The sequence below is a fragment of the Ferrimicrobium acidiphilum DSM 19497 genome, from assembly GCF_000949255.1.
Classification (GTDB): domain Bacteria; phylum Actinomycetota; class Acidimicrobiia; order Acidimicrobiales; family Acidimicrobiaceae; genus Ferrimicrobium; species Ferrimicrobium acidiphilum.
On the sequence record NZ_JXUW01000002.1, the window covers coordinates 62,860 to 81,135 of the forward strand.

The 18,276-nt window shown below is 55.8% G+C and carries 18 protein-coding genes and 1 pseudogene; 18 read left to right on the plus strand and 1 reads right to left on the minus strand.

Features of this window, described 5'->3' with window-relative positions:
* Positions 1 to 11 precede the first annotated feature (11 nt).
* The 10 genes from FEAC_RS01275 to ruvB all read left to right on the plus strand — a co-directional run bounded on the left by FEAC_RS01275 (position 12) and on the right by ruvB (position 7,975).
* Positions 12 to 872: a lysophospholipid acyltransferase family protein gene (locus FEAC_RS01275; protein ID WP_052565147.1), complete on the plus strand. Its 861-nt coding sequence runs from the start codon at positions 12 to 14 to the stop codon at positions 870 to 872.
* Complete coding sequence (locus FEAC_RS01280) at positions 869 to 1,942, plus strand: glycosyltransferase family 4 protein (protein ID WP_052565149.1); 1,074 nt, start codon at positions 869 to 871, stop codon at positions 1,940 to 1,942. Before FEAC_RS01275 ends, FEAC_RS01280 begins: the two co-directional genes overlap by 4 nt.
* Before the next feature lie 119 nt (positions 1,943 to 2,061).
* A complete protein-coding gene (locus tag FEAC_RS01285) occupies positions 2,062 to 2,898 on the plus strand; it encodes a M48 family metalloprotease (RefSeq protein WP_035388317.1) in 837 nt (278 codons plus the stop codon).
* 57 nt (positions 2,899 to 2,955) lie between these two features.
* Positions 2,956 to 3,843: a pyridoxal 5'-phosphate synthase lyase subunit PdxS gene (gene pdxS / locus FEAC_RS01290; RefSeq protein WP_035388318.1), complete on the plus strand. Its 888-nt coding sequence runs from the start codon at positions 2,956 to 2,958 to the stop codon at positions 3,841 to 3,843.
* 12 nt (positions 3,844 to 3,855) lie between these two features.
* Positions 3,856 to 4,449, plus strand: a complete 594-nt coding sequence (gene pdxT / locus FEAC_RS01295; protein ID WP_035388320.1) for a pyridoxal 5'-phosphate synthase glutaminase subunit PdxT — start codon at positions 3,856 to 3,858, stop codon at positions 4,447 to 4,449.
* A 55-nt stretch (positions 4,450 to 4,504) separates the two neighbouring features.
* On the plus strand, positions 4,505 to 5,254 hold the full coding sequence (locus FEAC_RS01300) for a YebC/PmpR family DNA-binding transcriptional regulator (RefSeq protein WP_035388321.1): 750 nt from the start codon (positions 4,505 to 4,507) through the stop codon (positions 5,252 to 5,254).
* Positions 5,255 to 5,743, plus strand: coding sequence for a peroxiredoxin (locus FEAC_RS01305; protein WP_035388323.1), 489 nt, complete (start codon positions 5,255 to 5,257; stop codon positions 5,741 to 5,743). It abuts the gene before it with no gap.
* Between the two features lie 137 nt (positions 5,744 to 5,880).
* The gene (gene ruvC, locus FEAC_RS01310) at positions 5,881 to 6,363 is read left to right on the plus strand and encodes a crossover junction endodeoxyribonuclease RuvC (protein ID WP_035388324.1); all 483 of its coding nucleotides are present in this window, start codon (positions 5,881 to 5,883) and stop codon (positions 6,361 to 6,363) included.
* A complete protein-coding gene (gene ruvA / locus FEAC_RS01315) occupies positions 6,360 to 6,923 on the plus strand; it encodes a Holliday junction branch migration protein RuvA (RefSeq protein ID WP_035388325.1) in 564 nt (187 codons plus the stop codon). The genes ruvC and ruvA overlap by 4 nt, the downstream gene beginning before the upstream one ends.
* On the plus strand, positions 6,920 to 7,975 hold the full coding sequence (gene ruvB / locus FEAC_RS01320; protein ID WP_052565151.1) for a Holliday junction branch migration DNA helicase RuvB: 1,056 nt from the start codon (positions 6,920 to 6,922) through the stop codon (positions 7,973 to 7,975). The genes ruvA and ruvB overlap by 4 nt, the downstream gene beginning before the upstream one ends.
* 711 nt (positions 7,976 to 8,686) lie before the next feature.
* Here the strand turns inward: ruvB and FEAC_RS01325 are convergent.
* A complete protein-coding gene (locus FEAC_RS01325) occupies positions 8,687 to 9,424 on the minus strand; it encodes an AraC family transcriptional regulator (protein ID WP_081900936.1) in 738 nt (245 codons plus the stop codon).
* A 139-nt stretch (positions 9,425 to 9,563) separates the two neighbouring features.
* On the opposite strand from FEAC_RS01325, the gene FEAC_RS01330 reads away from it, so the two are divergent.
* From FEAC_RS01330 to FEAC_RS01365, 8 genes and pseudogenes are all read left to right on the plus strand, one after another.
* Complete coding sequence (locus tag FEAC_RS01330) at positions 9,564 to 13,010, plus strand: bifunctional proline dehydrogenase/L-glutamate gamma-semialdehyde dehydrogenase (protein WP_052565153.1); 3,447 nt, start codon at positions 9,564 to 9,566, stop codon at positions 13,008 to 13,010.
* 149 nt (positions 13,011 to 13,159) lie between these two features.
* Positions 13,160 to 13,902 (plus strand): annotated as a pseudogene (locus FEAC_RS16230) (transposase); the annotation flags it as partial.
* A gap of 533 nt (positions 13,903 to 14,435) precedes the next feature.
* On the plus strand, positions 14,436 to 14,663 hold the full coding sequence (locus FEAC_RS01340) for a hypothetical protein (RefSeq protein ID WP_052565157.1): 228 nt from the start codon (positions 14,436 to 14,438) through the stop codon (positions 14,661 to 14,663).
* On the plus strand, positions 14,663 to 15,433 hold the full coding sequence (locus FEAC_RS01345) for an FAD-binding oxidoreductase (RefSeq protein WP_160290303.1): 771 nt from the start codon (positions 14,663 to 14,665) through the stop codon (positions 15,431 to 15,433). The genes FEAC_RS01340 and FEAC_RS01345 overlap by 1 nt, the downstream gene beginning before the upstream one ends.
* The gene (locus tag FEAC_RS01350; protein WP_052565161.1) at positions 15,433 to 15,690 is read left to right on the plus strand and encodes a DUF4031 domain-containing protein; all 258 of its coding nucleotides are present in this window, start codon (positions 15,433 to 15,435) and stop codon (positions 15,688 to 15,690) included. Before FEAC_RS01345 ends, FEAC_RS01350 begins: the two co-directional genes overlap by 1 nt.
* Positions 15,687 to 16,673 (plus strand): epoxyqueuosine reductase, encoded by a 987-nt coding sequence (locus tag FEAC_RS01355; RefSeq protein ID WP_035388329.1) that lies wholly within the window; start codon positions 15,687 to 15,689, stop codon positions 16,671 to 16,673. The genes FEAC_RS01350 and FEAC_RS01355 overlap by 4 nt, the downstream gene beginning before the upstream one ends.
* Positions 16,673 to 17,785: a glycosyltransferase family 4 protein gene (locus FEAC_RS01360; protein WP_052565163.1), complete on the plus strand. Its 1,113-nt coding sequence runs from the start codon at positions 16,673 to 16,675 to the stop codon at positions 17,783 to 17,785. The genes FEAC_RS01355 and FEAC_RS01360 overlap by 1 nt, the downstream gene beginning before the upstream one ends.
* An 11-nt stretch (positions 17,786 to 17,796) precedes the next feature.
* Positions 17,797 to 18,267: an SRPBCC family protein gene (locus FEAC_RS01365; RefSeq protein WP_052565166.1), complete on the plus strand. Its 471-nt coding sequence runs from the start codon at positions 17,797 to 17,799 to the stop codon at positions 18,265 to 18,267.
* Positions 18,268 to 18,276 lie beyond the last annotated feature (9 nt).

The following is an 18,276-nucleotide window of genomic DNA, read 5'->3' on the forward strand; positions in this document are numbered from 1 at the left end:
TGGCAGGGGCCATGCTTGGCCGACTACCTCGTGTTGTGGATCCAGTGTTGTGGAGCATCGCTGGAGTAGTGAGTTATCTCGGTAACGAGAGACGACGCAACACTGTGCGTAGGAATCAACGGCTGGCATTGCTATCTCGCTCCGGTGTAGGAGGGCTCAAAAAGTGGCAACTTGAGCTCTCGGCATATCGTGCATTCTACTTTTACGCTCGATACTGGGTAGAGGTATTGCGGATTCAGAGCCTCTCGCCGGAGGAGGTTGTGCTCGCGGTTGATCTGGTGAACGCAGACGAGTTTGTCGCACGACGGATGGCTAAGGAGCCGACTATTGCGATCCTTGCCCATGTAGGTAATTGGGAGTGGGGGGGAGCCTGGGTCTCGCTTGCGTGCAATGGAGTTATGGCGGTAGCTGAGGCTCTCGAGGATGAGGGGATGACGGAGTGGTTTCTGACGGCGCGCCAACGGCTTGGGATGGAGATCGTCCTAACCGGAGGCGATGTCGTACGTTCGTTGTTGAAGGGGTTGCGCCACGGAAAGCTGGTTGCGCTAGTAGTGGATCGAGACGTGAGCGGTACTGGCGAGATGGTTGACTTTCTTGGCACGCGAGTCCCACTTTCTGGCGGTCCCGGTGTAATCAGTGTGATGAGTGGTGTTCCGATCTATCCAGTTGGCACCTTTCAGCGACGCTCAGGTCGGCAGGAGGTCAGGTTCTATCCACCTATCTATCCACCTACTGATGGTACGAGAGCTGACCGAGTCGCCGAGGTGATGAAGCAGGTTGCTGTCGCCATCGAGAAGATCGTAAAGGAGGAGCCAGGCCAGTGGCATAACTTCCAGGACTACGACGCCGTTACCGAACGAGGGATGGCGTGAAGGTTGTTGAAGTATCACCTTATGACTTAGGTGTGGCCGGTGGCGTGCAGGCTCAAGTGTTAGGGATCGCCAATAGCCTGCGTTCCCTGGGTTGTGAAGTCAAGGTACTGGCGGCAGGTAGTGGGAATGGTGCTGATTATTCGCTCGGGCGAACCTCGAGCTGGCGCGCTAATGGATCGATCGCGCCGGTTGTTCTCCTACCCCGTACGCGCCGGCTCACACCAGTTTTGCAGTGGGCTGACGTCATCCACGTACACGAACCTCTCACGCCAATGGGCGGTGTCTCCATCCTCAGATGGGCCTACCTCCGGGGCGAGTTGGACCGACTCTGGGTAACCTTTCATCGAGATGGGGTCTCGAAGGGCTACCAACACTGGTCTCATTGGTGGTCGTATCTATTGCCACCGGTCGACCACCGGATTGCGGTCTCTCCTTTCGCAGCTAATACCGCAGAAATGGTTACAGCTAGTCGACCTTCGCAGATCCCTAATGGGGTAGAGATCAAGGATCGGTCGGAACGCGAGACGATGGACAGGCTTGGCCGCCAACATAGGGTTCCTCGGGTGCTCTTTGTCGGGCGTCATGAGGAGCGTAAAGGTCTTGAGGTCGCGCTCCGAGCTCTCGAGTTGATGCCTGCAGAGATAGAACTCATGGTGGTTGGCACTGGACCCTTGACCGTATCGCTCCAACACCACTATCGAGATCATCGAGTGCGATGGTTGGGTGCAGTCGATCAAGCAGAGTTAGCTGAGCTTTACAGGAGTGCAGATGCACTGGTTGCACCCTCTATTGGCGGGGAGTCCTTTGGTGTTGTGCTCTTGGAGGCGATGGCGGCTGGTGCTCCTATCGCGGCGAGCGACATACCCGCTTATCGCTGGTTGACTTCAGATGGGGATAGCGCCGCGCTTTTCCGACCAGGTGACAGCGAGGCTTTAGCTAGGCTCTTGACTGAACTGCTCGAAGACGCATCTCTTCAGGCGAGGTTGCGCGATCGTGGCTATGCTCGCGTTCGATCGTTTAGCTTCGCTGAGATTGGGAAGCGGTACCTGACCCTGTTCGAGGCCACCTGATCGAGTTATGGCGTCCGAAGCTGATAATGCCGATTGCAGTTGTCAGCTCGGGGTTGTCCTCATCGACCAGCCGGTAGATTGGTAGGAAACATCATGACTGCAGCTTTGATCGCAGTCGTATGAGGATTGATGACTACGAGGATGGTGTCGAAGTGAACTCAGATAGGGTACTGGTTTGGGGGTATGACTCTCCCAACGTGAGGGCAGCTCGGATGCGTCAGGTCATTGCGAGACTTGTTGTCGCCTTCATCGTCGCTTCTGTTATCGCGGGTGTTGTGATCACGGTCGCCCTTGGCTTGACAGGTGTGCTTCCGATCGAGGTGACTGCGTTAGCAGGTGTGATAATCGGTCTTTTATTTACGGTGATCGCTACTGTGGTGGGGCCACGGCGACTCGGTAGCAGGCTCCCTTGGGTTGAACCTGAGGAACGAGACCGTAAAAGGATAGACACACTCCTCTCCGGCTTGGGTTTCCAACTTGGCATCTCCGTTAGCAGCGTGGCGGTGGTGGCTTATCCAATGGTGAATGGCGCCGTGCTCGAGTTGGGTCGGAAGGAGCCCGTGGTAGTGATCACTACTGGCGCGCTTCGTGAGTTGGAGACGATTGAGCTCGAGGCACTGCTCGCACGGGAGCTAGGCGAACTGCGCCTTGGGCTAGTTGGCCTGAACGCGACGGTCGCCTATTGGGATAAGGTTTTTCATCGCGCGGGACGACGTTTGAGCGACTGGCAGCGTGCCGAGGCGGTGTTGCTAGATCGTCTTGGGGTCTCGGTAACTCGCTACCCGCCGGCGATGGCTGCCGTTCTCGAGAAGGCCAAGTCAAGTCGCTCGATAACTGCGACCAGCCTTCCGGCCTGGCTCTGGCTGTGTCCCGTTGGCGTCGCGGATCTCGATGCGGACCTCGCACTGAGAGAACAGCTTCTTCTCGACGAAATATGGACGATAGGTGCATCTTAGCGGTTTTGTAGTGGAACGAACTAGGCTGTGTACTAGGACGTTAGTGAGGAGGCGACGGTGGCTGAGTTGACAGAAGGAACTGCCCGGGTAAAGCGAGGGCTGGCGGAGATGTTGCGTGGTGGCGTGATCATGGACGTCGTCAATGCAGAACAGGCAAAGATCGCTGAGGATGCCGGAGCTGTGGCGGTTATGGCCCTTGAACGTGTGCCGGCCGATATTAGGCGTGATGGGGGAGTCGCTCGCATGAGTGATCCGTCATTGATCCGCGAGATCCAAGACACGGTAACGATTCCAGTAATGGCCAAGGTACGCATTGGACATTTTGCTGAGGCACAGATCCTTGAGGCGATGGAGGTTGACTACATCGATGAGAGTGAGGTGCTAACCCCAGCTGATGAGAGTTACCACGTTGATAAGTGGGCCTTTCAGGTGCCATTCGTGTGTGGAGCCACCAACCTGGGAGAGGCGCTACGACGTATATCAGAGGGTGCAGCATTGATCCGGTCAAAAGGTGAGGCCGGTACCGGTAATGTAGTTGAGGCGGTGCGCCACCTACGATCTATCACCTCTGACCTCCGTGCGATTGCCGCCGCATCAGAACAAGAGTTGTATGGATGGGCGAAGAAGCTTGCTGCACCCTATGAGCTTGTCGCCGAGATCCACGCCAACGGAGGGCATCTTCCGGTTCCGCTTTTCTGCGCTGGTGGGATAGCAACGCCTGCCGATGCGAGCCTGGTGATGCAACTAGGGGCAGAGGCGAACTTCGTAGGCTCAGGAATTTTCAAGAGCGGCGACCCGGCCAAGCGTGCTCGTGCAATCGTTGAGGCCACAACACACTATCAAGATGCCAAGACGCTTATCCGCGTCTCGGAGAATCTTGGTGAAGCTATGGTTGGCATCGAGATGGATGATCTTGATCAGCATCTGGCTGATCGCGGCTGGTAAGAGGGTCCGTCTTTGATCCGAATCGGAGTCGTCGCCCTCCAGGGTGATTTCCGCGAGCATCTCAATATGCTGGCCCTACTCGGTTGGCAGGGCATTGCGGTTAAGGAGCCTGGCCAACTTGAAGGGCTCGACGGCTTGATATTGCCTGGTGGGGAGTCAACAACCCAGTGTCTACTGCTAGAAGCTAGCGACATGCGAGTCCCAATAGGGGCAGAGATTCATGCTGGCCTTCCTGTTCTTGGCACCTGTGCTGGGTTGATCATGCTCGCTCGAGCAGTCGTTGGTGGTCGCTCAGATCAATGGAGTTTTGAGGCTCTAGATGTCGCGGTGATGCGCAATGGATTTGGCCGTCAGGTTCGTTCATTTGAGGCGGATCTAGCTGTTCAAGGGCTTGACGAGAGGATGCGTGCTGTGTTTATCAGAGCTCCTGCTATCACTGAGGTTGGTGAGAAGGTGACCACGCTCGCCTCGGTCGGCTATCGGTTTGCCGACGGTAGTACTCGTGATGTGCCAGCTGTGGTCGCTGAGGGATCTATAGTAGCTACTTCATTTCATCCGGAGATATCTAAAGATCCTCGCTTGCACGAGTTGGCTTTTCGTCGTTAGGCCAATCGGCTTTGGTCTGCTATCGTGAGTAGGTTGGTATGAAGAGAGGTATGTCATGTCGGGTCACTCCAAGTGGGCGACTATCAAGCACAAGAAGGGTGCACAGGATAAAGCTCGCGGCAAGCTCTTCGCGAAGTTAATTCGCCAAATAGAGGTAGCAGCGCGTGAGGGTGGTGGCGACCAAGGGTCAAACGCCAACCTTCGAGGCATGGTGCAAAAGGCTCGCGATAACTCGGTGCCGGTAGCGACTATTGATCGGGCAATCAAGCGTGGGACCGGTGAACTCGAAGGAGTCCGCTATGAAGCCATAACCTACGAAGGCTACGGACCTGGTGGAGTGGCGGTAATGGTTGAGTGTCTTAGTGATAATCGAAACCGTACCGGTGCGGATGTGCGCTCTGCATTTTCGAAGTCGGGTGGTTCTTTGGCTGAACCTGGGGCAGTCTCCTGGCAGTTTTCACGGAAAGTTGTCATAGTCGTAGCCGGAGATGTTCCCGAGGAGGAGCTGATGCTAGCTGTTCTCAATGCAGGTGGTGAGGATCTCACGCGTGTCGATGAGGATTGGCAGATCACTGCTCCACCCAATACGTTGACCGAGTTGAAGTCGGCGCTAGAGGGCGAGGGTTATACGATTCGTTCTGCAGAGGTAGAGTTAGTCCCGCAATCGACACTAGCGATTGACGACGCTGGCGAAGCGAGAAAGGTGCTTCGACTTGTCGATGCGCTTGAGGATCTCGATGACGTCCAAAACGTTATTGCCAATTTTGACATACCTGATGAGTTCTTCGAGGAGCTAGACGACTAGGTGCCCGAGTTGCAGGTGGGTGATCTCGCTCCAGAGTTCAGTCTGATCGGTACCGGCGGCCGGCCCTACCGGGTTCGGGAGTTTGCAGGCAATCCGATAGTGCTCGCCTTCTACCCCGATGATTTTTCGCCTGTTTGCACCACCCAGCTTCGTGCCTACTCCGCCAGCATCGACGACTTCACACAACTCGGTGCAGTGATGCTTGGTATCTCGCCGCAGTCGTTGGTGTCTCACGAGTCGTTCACCGAGCGGTTGGGAATCCGTTTCCCACTACTGTGCGATGAGGATCGCTCTGTTGCGAGAAACTATGGAGTGTTGGGACCGCTTGGGTTCTATCGCAGATCTGTGTTCGTGCTCGACCGTGGGCAGCGCATCAGCTATTGCCACGTGTCGCGAGCTGGTCTAACCTTCCGTAGCTCTGACGAGCTATTGCGTGCAGTCCAAGAGGCTATCGATGGTTCAGTTGACGGGCCGCCTAGGCGCGGATAGCTGAGGTATCGGATTATCGATCATATGTATTAGTTTGGTAGCATGCTAGCTTCGACAGGTGTGCAGAAGGTGATTGAGTCCGTGAGTACGGAGACGGCTAACGTGTTGCCTCTGCGGACTTCTGCGAGGCGGCTGGGATGACAGTAGTGCTTGGAGTTGACCCTGGCTTGAAACGAGTCGGCTACTCGGTGCTAGAGCAGACTAATTCGGGTATTGGTCTTCGATGCGCGGGGTTGATCGCTACTGATCCCACGGTTCCGCTTGGTGAGCGCCTTGCAGATATCTTTGGCTCAGTTGACGATATTATTCGTGAGTACCGACCCTCACAACTGGTCTTGGAACGGATTCTGTTCGCAAAGAATGTGACCTCGGCACTTCTGGTAGCGCAGGCCGTTGGGGTTATCAAGCTGGCAGGCGCTCGCCATGGTTTGGAGGCCAGCGAGATCGGTGCAAACCAGGTTAAACTCGCGCTCTCTGGCGATGGCCATGCATCCAAGGCGCAGATGAAGAAGATGGTGGTGCTTTTGTTGGGACTGCATAGGGCGCCGGAGCCAGCGGATGTGTCTGATGCTATCGCTATTGCGTATGCACATCTTTCCGGTGATTGGAGTAGATCATGATAGGTTTTTTGGCCGGTATTGTGCAAGGTATTGCTCCTCCTTGTGTGGTTGTGCGAGTTGGCGGTATTGGCTATGAGGTTGCACTGTCGACCGCACAGCTATCCCGTTTGACCCCTGGGGATGACATCGAACTCTCGATCCGCACTATCGTTCGAGCCGACGCGATCACCCTCTACGGTTTCGCTGATACACTCGAACGATCGCTATTTGACGAGCTCCTCAAGGTCCAAGGTGTGGGACCAAGTGTGGCCCTTGGCATGCTGTCCGCTCTTGGGGTTCAGGGGTGTTATGAAGCTGTCGCAAGCGAGGATCTAACACTGTTGAAGAGCGCGCCGGGAGTTGGCGAGAAGACGGCGCGGCGTATTATCGTCGATCTTGGTGCTGCTGCGCGACGATCAGGAGTCCCTCTTGCTGCTATGGCAGCTCGTTCTGAGGTGCGAGAGGCGTTGCTCGGACTCGGCTTTCGTGCGAGCGAGTGTGAGCCGGTGCTCAGTCGCATCCCCGCCGATCTCGGCCTTGAGGATGCGCTCAAGTGGTCATTGAAGGAGTTGCGAAATTGAGTCCACGTAGAGAGGTGCTAGGAGGTGACCTTCGCAGCGAGGTCAATGTTGAGAAGAATTTAATCGATACCTACGATGCGCAGGTTGATTCGGCGCTTCGACCCTCCCTTCTCGATGAATTTGTCGGGCAGAGCGAGCTCAAGTCGCAACTTCGTGTCGTCTTACAGGCAGCGGAGTCGCGTGGCGAACCACCAGACCATCTGCTGTTTGCAGGTCCACCAGGTCTTGGTAAGACGTCGCTCGCCTTTATCGTCGCCGAGGAGCTTGGACGAGGGATCAGGGTTACCTCGGGGCCAGCGCTTGGCCGCGTTGGAGATCTAGCTGCTTTACTGTCTGACCTTAAGGCCGGTGATGTACTCTTCATCGATGAGATCCATCGCCTCCCTCGACCGGTGGAGGAACTTCTATATATTGCGATGGAGGATTTTCGGCTGGATGTGGTGATCGGAAAGGGACCAGGTGCCAGGACATTGCGGCTTGAGATACCTCGGTTTACACTGGTCGGGGCTACGACTCGTTCGGGAATGGTGTCTGGTCCCCTTAGGGACCGCTTTGGCTATTCGTATCGACTCGACTATTACGGGGATGAGGAGTTGCGCAAGGTCGTATTGCGTTCTGCGAAATTGATGCACATGCAGCTGACCCAGGCTGCTGCTGATGAGATAGCATCACGTTCTCGAGGCACGCCACGACTCGCCAACCGACACCTTCGACGTGTACGTGACTACGCAGAGGTGGAGGGTATTGCAAAGATCACCGACGAGCTTGCTTCAGATGCATTGGCACTGTTTGGCGTTGACAAACTGGGGCTTGACAAGGTAGATCTCGAGATTTTGCGGGTGTTGTGTGAGCGTTTCACCGGTCGGCCGGTCGGTTTGAGCTCGATCGCCGTAAGCGTACATGAAGATGCTGGCACTCTAGAGGAGGTCTATGAGCCCTTCCTCATCCAACGAGGCCTTTTGTTGCGAACCCAGCGTGGGCGACTCGCAACCGAACGTGCCTATCATCACCTCGGTTATCCACCGCCATCCCCGGAGGGCCAAAATGTCTAACTTGGAAGGTACGCTGCTGTTGCCGCTTTGCACTTCTTAACGTGGTCTTGGCGGCATCCATGTTGCGAGGCTAGTTCTTAATGGGGTAACAGACACAGAGGCATTCATCCTCGTGTGCGCACCCTGGCAGGTAGGGGCTATGACGTCTCTACGCTCCGCACGGCTGTGCCTCATAAACCGGGTATACGAGAATCACCATCACCTATTCGGGGCTGTCCACCAACGGGAACAAGGAGGACTCGGTTCGCCGGGTGGCTCTTCTAGACAGTTGTCACGAGACTTCGGCCTTGCCGCTGCGACCAGGAAGACCTTCGAAATATGTCTCGTCCATGAGCGGATGAGGAGATGACGGGTTGTGTTAACGAGATGCATTTGTAAGCCGAGTGAGGAGCACGCCCAAGCTACGAAGCACTCCCGACGGACTCGAAGGAGCGAGGTTGGCTCCTTGTTTGTATCGCAAGTGCTGCGAGGACCCGGTTGATCGGGATCCCAGGGCGAAGTTTGACCACCACGATATTAGCGAGGAACCCAGCCGACTGCCTGCCCTTTGGGACTGCCATCGCTAGTGGCGCGCCAGCTGACCCACTTGGTGTTGAAGGGCTTCAAGAGTTACTGTTGAAGGGTTTCAGAAGATCAGCGAATGTGTGCAGTAGATGCAAGGTCGTCTCATGTGTACGGATATGTCGATAGTGGAAAAACAAGCGTGCTTAGCTAGTGCGACAGTACTTTCGAGTCCTGCTGTGACTGTCTAGTCACTGTGCGAAGTGCACCTGGCGATATCCCGAGTAGATATTTTACCTGGCGTGTCATGGTGGCTTGGTCGTAAAATCCACAGGTTAGTGCGATGTCGACCAGGGGGATTGTGCTGTGAACGACTCGATGAAAGGCCTCCTCGACTCGCACGCGCATAATTAGTTGCTGGGGTGATAAGCCCAGTAGACGTTGCATCCGGCGCCCGAGTAGTTCGGGACTCATTTTTGCATTTACGGCTAGCTCGGCGACTGTGAGAGGTTCTCCAAAGTGCTCGTGTACATAGACAATTATGCTCTCGAGTTCGGATATTCCCGCCCGATCCACCGGTGACTGCTCGTCTACCGACGCCGCTGCTATGGCTTTTGGTGATCCATCCGTTCCAACTAGCAGGCTTTTATTGGTGACATACCAGCCGAGTTTGCCATCCGGTCGGGTGACGAGTTCGAGTTGACGGAGCATCGGTCGAGCGCTTTGCAATAGAGCGGCATCTTGTGCCTCGTAGGACGCCGCGAGTTCAGGAGCGAACAGATCGGCTGCCCGCTTGCCGCGCACCGCAGCGGGTGACTTGCACGATGCCCGTTCGGCGAAGGCCTGATTCGCGACCATATAGCGACCGTCTATTCCCTTCAGGCTAAACATGACATGGGGCAGACCCTCAAAGAGACTCATGAGCGGATCGGCCATAAGTGGCAACATTCAAGAGATTGTATTACAGTCCGGGCCTTTTGGGGCAGATCGGCACAAGACAGTGGGTTAAATTCCGGACATAATAATACAGGAAGCAGTTAGTCAGCGTCGCTAAGCGCCGCCTAGTTTCTCAACGGGAGTGTATGTGATGCTACAAGATGACACCGAGACGATCGATCAAGTCGAGCGTCTCGCCAGCGAGCTTCTTGCCTCTGCCAACAGCGGTCAAGGTTTTATCGAACGACTTCGTAGCGCCCGTATCTCACGCCTTCTCGACGATCCGGAGGGGCTTGACTTTATCCTGGCGCTCACCGACGAGGTTCTACGAATCCGCAATCCTAAGAGGGTGGCTCGTCATCTAGTCGAGCTGGTCCACTCTAGCTCCAAGCCCGCCTTTCTTGGTCGATTTGACGCTCTGGCGCTTGGCGTTGGGACCGCACTGGCACCCTATCTCCCCGAGGTTGTGCTTCCACTGGTCCGGAGGCGGGTTCGTGCTGAGTTTGGTGGCGTAGTTCTGCCATCCGAGGAGCGAGCCTTGACTCGCCATATCGCGCGACGACGCCGTCAGGGTATTCGCCTCAACATGAACGTTCTTGGAGAGGCGGTTCTCGGTGAGGACGAAGCTAGTCGACGTTTTGACGCTGTCCTCGGTCAGCTTTCTCGAAATGATGTGGACTACGTCTCGGTAAAAATATCCTCGATCTGCTCGCAGATTAATGTACTTGCCTTTGAAGAGGAGGTCGACAGGATCACCACCCGACTTCGTGAACTCTATGATGTGGCCGCTCAGTACCACCCTTCGAAGTTTGTGAACTTGGATATGGAGGAGTACCGGGATCTTGGTCTCACTTTTGCGGCATTTCGTAAAGTCCTCGATGAGCCAGCCTATGTCGGCTTGAACGCCGGTATCGTTCTTCAAGCCTATATTCCGGACTCATTAATCGTGATGAAAGAGCTGTGTGAATGGGCTCGCTCTCGCTACGAGCGAGGTGGAGGATTCATCAAGGTGCGTATCGTGAAGGGTGCGAATCTGGCCATGGAGCAGGTAGAAGCGGAGCTTCATGGATGGCCTCAAGCCCCATTTTCTACGAAGGTTGAGTCGGATGCCAACTACAAGCGGATGCTTGATGTCGCACTTGACCCTGCAAACGCTGGTGCGGTGAAGGTTGGGGTAGCGAGTCATAATCTCTTCGAAGTGGCGTGGGCGTTGGTGCAAAGGGAGCGCTACAACGCCAGTGATCGTGTGGAAATTGAGATGTTGGAAGGGATGGCGAACTCAACGGCATTGGCGGTTCGTCGGGTAGCTGGCAAGATGCTGCTTTACGCTCCAATCGCACGCCGTTCCGATAATGAGTCAGCGATTGCCTACCTTGTACGCCGCTTCGACGAGAATACTGGACCGGAGAACTTCCTGCGTAATCAGTTTGGGCTCTCAGTTGGATCGCAAGCGTGGGAAATGGAGCGTAACAGATTCCGGGAGTCGGTTGTCGGACGCCTTGAGCAGATCCCGCCTACCTACCGCATCCAAGACCGAAATCATGAGCAGGTGATCTCATCCTCTTCGGACTCGGCGTTTGTCAATGAACCCGATACCGATTTCTCGATCGCTGCGAACAGGCGTTGGATACAAGGTCAGCTCCAAGCGTGGCGTGAACGTCCGATGTTCACTGTGCCGGTGATTGCGGCAGGAGAGACTGTAACTACGCCAGCTGAGGGGGTAGGGATCGACCCATCCGATCCAGAGCGACCGATCTATGAGTGGGTTCAAGCCGATGTCGCGACGGTGGATGCAGCGGTCGAAGCTTCAGCCGATGCTGGCAAGCTTTGGCAGTCGACAACTTTGGCTGAACGCAAGGCTGTGCTTTTCCAGGTGGCTGCCGCTCTTTCGGCGGCCCGAGGTCAGTTGGTAGCCTGTATGAGTTACGATGGTGGGAAAACCGTGGCAGAGGCCGATACCGAGGTATCTGAGGCTGTCGACTACGCCCGCTGGTATGCCTTGAATACCGATCAACTTGTTCGTCTCGAGTCCGATGGAATCAGTTTCCGACCCTATGGGACGGTTGTAGTTGCATCCCCTTGGAACTTTCCGCTCGCCATTGCCGCCGGTGGTGTTCTATCTTCTTTAGCAGCTGGCAGTGCGGTAATTCTTAAACCTGCCCCAGAGACCGTCGCTACCGGGTGGCTTTTCGCAGAGGCATGCTGGGCAGGGGGCGTCCCTCGTGATGTCTTGCAGTTCGTTCCTTGCGCTGACGACGACGCTGGTCGTCGGCTTATCACCCATCCGGGGGTCGATGCCGTTATTTTGACCGGTGCTTGGGCTACAGCTCGTATGTTTCTGGGGTGGCGCCCGGATCTTCGACTCCATGCAGAGACCAGTGGCAAGAATGCACTCGTAATTACTGCGGCCGCAGACTTAGACGCTGCAGTAGCTGATCTCGTTCGCTCCGCCTTTGGCCACGCTGGCCAGAAGTGCTCCGCGGCCAGCCTCGGCATTATAGAGGCATCGGTCTATGACGACCCTAGATTCCGTCGTCAGCTTAGCGATGCGGTACGCACCCTTGTTCCCGGCCCGAGTTGGAATCCCAGAACCACGATGGGTCCCCTTATCCGTCCACCGGAAGGTGCACTAGACGCGGCTTTGCACGGTCTCGATCCTGGTGAGAGTTGGCTGGTGGAGCCGGTTCAGGTGGGGAATAGTTCATACCTGTGGTCGCCGGGCGTGAAGCTTGGCGTGCAGCCAGGATCGTCGTTTCATCTGACCGAGTGTTTCGGCCCGGTTCTCGGGTTGATGCGCGCCGCCGACCTCGATCAGGCGATCGCCTGGCAGAATCAAACCGAGTACGGACTCACAGCTGGTCTACACTCTCTTGACCCTCTGGAGATCGCCAAGTGGCGCGACAGCGTGGAGGCTGGGAACCTCTATGTGAATCGATCCATCACAGGCGCTATCGTCCGTCGCCAGCCTTTTGGAGGATGGAAGCGCTCTTCATTCGGACCCGGTGCTAAGGCCGGTGGGCCAAACTACGTCAGCACTCTGGGAACCTGGCAGGTGGCAGCCGCTAGATCTGATGACCCCGAAGCCTTCGTCCAGAGCGTTACTCGGCTATGGAACGACGAACTATGCATAGGAATCGATCCAAGTGAACTCAAAGCGGAGGCCAACGTCTTTCGCTATCGACGCTTGCCGTCGGTGTTGGTGCGTGTTGGACCGCAGGTGAGCGATGACGACCTCGCCCTTGTGCTTGGGGCAGCTGCGGCAATTGGAGTGCCCGTTCAGGTCTCAAGCCTAAACAGTCGGCCCAAGTGTGCTGTATCGGTGATCGTCGAAGATGACGACACCTTCGAAAGAAGGCTACAGACGTTGCGTGTTGCTAAAGTCCGTTTTCTTGGATCTGTCGATGATAAGCTTAGGCTTGCGACCATCGACGCGGGGCTCAGTGTCGATGACGTTCCCTTCGTCCGTCATCCTCGTCTTGAAGCGTTGCACTGGGTTCGTGAGCAGGCTTTGAGCGAGACTCGACACCGCTACGGCAACATCACCGATCGACGACCCGGCCCCAGTACTCCTCGTCCGTTGACACCCAAGCGATTATGATAGCCCTGAGCCTGAGGTATTCGAAAAAGTTGTGTATGACCTACCGATGAGCGCGGAGGAAAAAGCTTGAGGTGAGTGACCTGGTTGGGTGCAGATCTCCGTACTGGTTCGTTAGTACGGAAGGGCAACGATCAGGGAGGATATCGCAGCTGACCATGATAACCCCTGACTTCTCGGGTAAGCCCAGCTACACCGCAACTGATGCGGTAACCGAGCTGTTGCGCGTTCATGGGAAGGCATCTGATCGCTCCCGCTCTCGAACTCGAGGTGACCCAAGTGCTAGCAGATCTCAAAAGCACAGGTAGGGACGTAGTGCGCAACGACTACCTGCCGGAACATTCGGTCACTACCGCGATCGCTGACGAGCGAGGTTGAGGTACCAAGAATCCGCTCTCGTGACGGCAATGGGTCGATCAACTTCTCATCCAAACTCATTCCTCCCTACCTACGCAGATCCAAGTCCATCGACGCCTGGGTCGCCTATGCCTACCTGAAGGGAATCTCAGAATGCGATAAAGCCTAAGTTCTTAAAGCTTGTCCAAGGCGAGCGAGCCAAGAAGCTGACACCCAATCGTTGACAATGGGGCATCGTCTCCTCCCTCAAAGTCGAGTGGAAGACCAAGTTCGACGAGTGCCAAGAAGCGTGGCCTCTCTAGAGATACCTTCTCCTACATTTACGCCGACGGCATCTACCAAGAGATCAGAGGGGATAATCGAGAAGCTCTGCGTGCTAGTCGTCATCGGAGTCGATGACCAGGGGAGGAAACACCTCCTGGCCTTGGAAATTCGAACGAGAGAGTCCACCCAATCCTGGCGAGAGGTCCTCATCGATCTAAAGAGTAGAGGAATGAACGAACCCTTGCTCGCCATTGGAGATGGTGCTTTTGGTTTCTGACATCTAAGTGGGAATCACACCCGATTGCTGAACCGGTTATCAACTGACACCCAAACTGGTTCCGATCGCAGATTTAGAATGGTTCGCACGCAATCTTTGTGCATATCTCAATGGAAAGCCGGAACGTCATAGTAGATGCTTTGACTATCGCTCAACGGCTGAGACTCCAAGCAAACCACGACAACCCAAGTTGGACGTGGAAGATGGACAACCATGGACTAGCCTCGGTTCTGTCCCTGTGGATAAGGCAGAACACAAAGGCGACTGGAGAGCGAAAACAAGAGAGGCGTAACTAAACGTATACGTATTTTGGAGTGGCAAGTCTCGCCTGTCAGGGCGGAGGGTGCGCGCGCTCATTCGATAGGAGCCGAGAGCTGTATAGGCGTCGCGGGCGCTGCTGGATCATGGATGGCTGGAATCAGCCGTAGCATCGCAATGTTGGTCTGAAGTGGACAGCTGGAGAGTGGGCGGAATTCTTGCTCGCGTCTTGTTCTGCTAGCCTAGAGAAGAAGTTTGCATGAGGAGAAGGCATGAGAAGATATCGGTGTACGAATTGCGGGAATGTTACCCGGTTCGACGTCACCTCGGTGGTGCGTAGCCGTTGTTTTTACCATTACAGCGTGGCTGGTGATCTTGAGATCGAGGAGCCCGAAGAGCTCTCGAGGGTGGTGGAGGAGGTGTCTTGTCGATGGTGTGCTACGCCAAAGTTCGTCGAGATCGTTGCCGAGGAGCCTCAACATACCGTTAGCGAGGCATGATGAGCGACGTAGTTGATGAGCCAACCCAACCAGCCAGAGTGCGTCGACCAGCACCGGCGTGGCAATCCGGCGAGGTGGTCGAGGTGGTCGTCGAGACCCCTGAGACGAGTAGCTTACGCATCCTGTTGCCACAGCCTGAGCCGTTTGTGCCTGGACAGTACTATAACATCCGTATCCCTGTGGAGGGTAGGCCACGGCCAATTCAACGTGCCTATTCGGTCGGGTCGAGTCCGCACCCACGCTTCGATGTCATCGAAGTAGGGGTTAAGGAGATGGAGGGCGGTTTGGTCTCGCCGGTTTTGGTTCGCCAGAGACCGGTTGGGTCGATTCTCGAGGTTCGTGGCCCCTATGGTGCTTTCACCTGGACTGAGGAAGATGGTGGTCCAGTGCTGCTTGTTGGTGCAGGATCGGGCGTGGTTCCGTTGATGGCGATGATACGTTATCAGGTTTCCAAGGGCACCACGATACCGATGCACCTCGTCTTCAGTTCGAAGTCTGCTGAGTACGTCATCTATCGCGAAGAACTCGTTGAGCTGACACAGCAGCACTCATGGCTGAGGGTTACCCATACATTTACTCGTGATGCTATAGATCCTCTAGCTCGTTACCATCGTCGGATAGACAAGGAGATGGTGGGCGATGTTTTTCTCGAAACCTCCCCAAGGCTCGCGTATCTTTGCGGACCCCCGGATATGGTCGACGATTGTGAGCGTTCACTTCTTGAATTGGGCATGGAGCCGACCGGGATAAAAACTGAGAAATACGACTGATGCTGCTGATAGACCGGCCGATCTTCCATCGTGATGGACGTCGATTCGCCCATTTGATCAGCGACTTGTCGTTGGACGAGCTCCATGACGGTGCGCGTAGGCTCGGTCTAGACCGTAGCTTCCATCGTGATCATTATGACATTCCTGAGGAGTATGTAGGCGAAGTACTCGCTGCAGGTGTGCACCAAGTCGATCCACGCGAGATTGTGCATGCACTTCGCCGGGCTGGTCTTCGTGCCTCTCGACTGCAAAGATGAGTGAACTCGAACGTAAGTTTGAGCGGTTATTGATTGACAAAGGAGTGGTGGCCGCTGGTTCAGGTGCCGTTGTTCCTTTGCATTTCGATGCTCAACAAAGTCGGCTTCGAATCGCTGCCGGCTTTGTTGATCCAGCCCATTTCACCTATCGCAATCCGGAGCGAGCGGCTGTCGTTGCAAGGGCGTTCCCTTGGAGCCACGGGTACGTCTCCGTAGCAGTGTCTTATGCAACCACTCGCGACGCTGAGACTCAGGTAGCGGGATATGCCTACAATCGCAGTTATGAAGACCTACGCGAGGTACTGGCGGTCGCTGTGGCCTATTTGCGTGAATCTGGGTTGCGGGCAGCGTCGCTCTTTGATTCGAATCAGGCTTTTGATAAGGGTTTAGCGCGCAGGGCCGGGATCGGGTTAGTGGGACGGCATACCATGGTGATGGTTCCGAAGGCTGGGTCGCGTGTTGTGCTCGGATCTATATTTACAGAACGGCTACTCAGTGTCAGTGTCGGAAGACGATTTCGCAGCGATCCCTGTCGCAACTGTCGTCGCTGCGTGGATGCCTGCCCTACCGGAGCGATCCGTTTGCCGGGGACGCTCGTCGCTGAGCACTGTATAGCTAGTATCCTCCAACAAGATTCATGGTCACCAGTAGACCGTCAACTGGTAGGTGCGCGAGTCTATGGATGCGACAGTTGTATCGATTCATGCCCAATCGGCTGGCCGAGTCGAGAGGAGTCGGCTCCAGCACCGCTGGTACGTTGGCTTACAGCGGGTGACCAGGAGCTTCTAGAGGAGGTCGGACATTGGTACATACCCCGACGTGACCCCTTCTATGTTCGTCGCAACGTGGCCAACGCACTCGGGAACCGTGGATCGCTCACTCGTGATGAGCGGCGTGCGCTCGCACTCCTCTGCGTTAGAAGTCAGACACGTGAGCGGATCGAAGGGTTGCGATCGCTGCTCAGAGTGCGCTGGGGTCGATGATGCGCCACGTACTGATCACCAATGATTTTTTGCCCAAGGTTGGCGGCATCCAAGCCTATCTAGGAGAGATCTATAGTCGCCTGGATCCGGAGTCATTTTTGGTGATCACTACTCGGGTCCCGGGATGCGAAGAGTTCGATCGTGGTTTCGGTGCTCCTATCGTGCGACTTGGGAAGCGTCTCTTGCCAACACCGGCTACAGTTCGCGACCTCGCTGGCCCGATCGCAGACTTCTCCCCAGACCTGCTGGTGTATGACCCTATCGTCCCGATTGGAGTGGCTCGAGATGCCTTCGAGATCCCGTACGCGCTCATAGCCCACGGCGCCGAGGTGCGAGTGCCAGCATATTTGCCAGTTCTACGTGCCCAGTTGCGCCGCACGATTCAGGGCTCTCGTGGCGTGATTGCTGCCGGTGGATACCCAGCCGAGGAGGTTCGAAAACTGGTGCCTGATGCGAGGGTCGTGGTGGTGCCTCCCGGGATCGATCGTGGCCGGTTTTGTGAGGCTGACGATAGCACACGAGCTAGCCTTCGGCGTAGGTGGATGCAGGATCCGGGACGTAAGCTGGTGTTGTTCGTCTCTCGTTTGGTGCCTCGGAAAGGGGCAGACACGCTATTGCGAGCGCTGGCAGCTGCTGGGCCAATGCAGGGCCTAGAGATACATATTGTCGGTGATGGACGCGATAGGCGACGCCTTAACCGGCTGGCTATGGCTGTTTCGAACCCAGTAGTGTTTCATGGCCGCCTCGACGAACGGGCCAAGATCGAACTCTACCAGGCGGCGGACGTGTTTGTTTTTCCAGCACGCGATCGCTGGCTCGGAGTTGAACAGGAGGGGTTCGGAATCGTGATCCTGGAGGCGCAGGCGTGCGGAACGCCTGCCATCGTTGGCGCATCTGGTGGCACCCCGGAGGCGCTGGTACCCTCCAGTGGGCAGCTCTTGAGGAGAGGAGACCCAGCGGAGTTGGCGGCCGTGTTGCGTAGAGTTATTGCGGATTCTACCCAACTTGGCAGCGCTCGTCGAGCGACAAGCGCATACGTACGTGAACATTTTGACTATGATCAGCTGAGTAAGGCATATGAATCTGCATTGTGCGCTTTGGTCAATGGGTAGAGGAGGTAGCGATGGATGTCACATCGGACTCGAAAGAGATCCCAGCGAGCATAGAGTCCTGTTTCGAGGCTGTCATTGATGTAGAGAGCTATCCAACGTGGGCATCTGACGTGCGAAGCGTACAGGTGGTCGATCGTGACGACCTTGAGCGACCGCTTAGAGTCGCGTTCCGTACTGGAGCTTTCGGACGTAGTGCCTCTTACACGTTGCTCTATGACTACTCCGATGCGCCTCATTCGGTAAGTTGGAGCCAAGTCGCTGGTGATATCACTTCGCGAATGGATGGTCGCTACACCTTCGAACAGGGAGCCAATGAGTCCACCCATGTTACCTATGAACTTTTAGCAGAGCTCGTCGTTCCTTTGCCATCCTTTGTGAAGCGCCGGGCTGAGGTGAAGATCATTCGGACTGCGCTTGATGATCTAGCGGAGCGAGTACGCTCCCGTTCCACAGGCCAGCTTGCTGATGGGAGCCATAGCTAGCCCACTGTT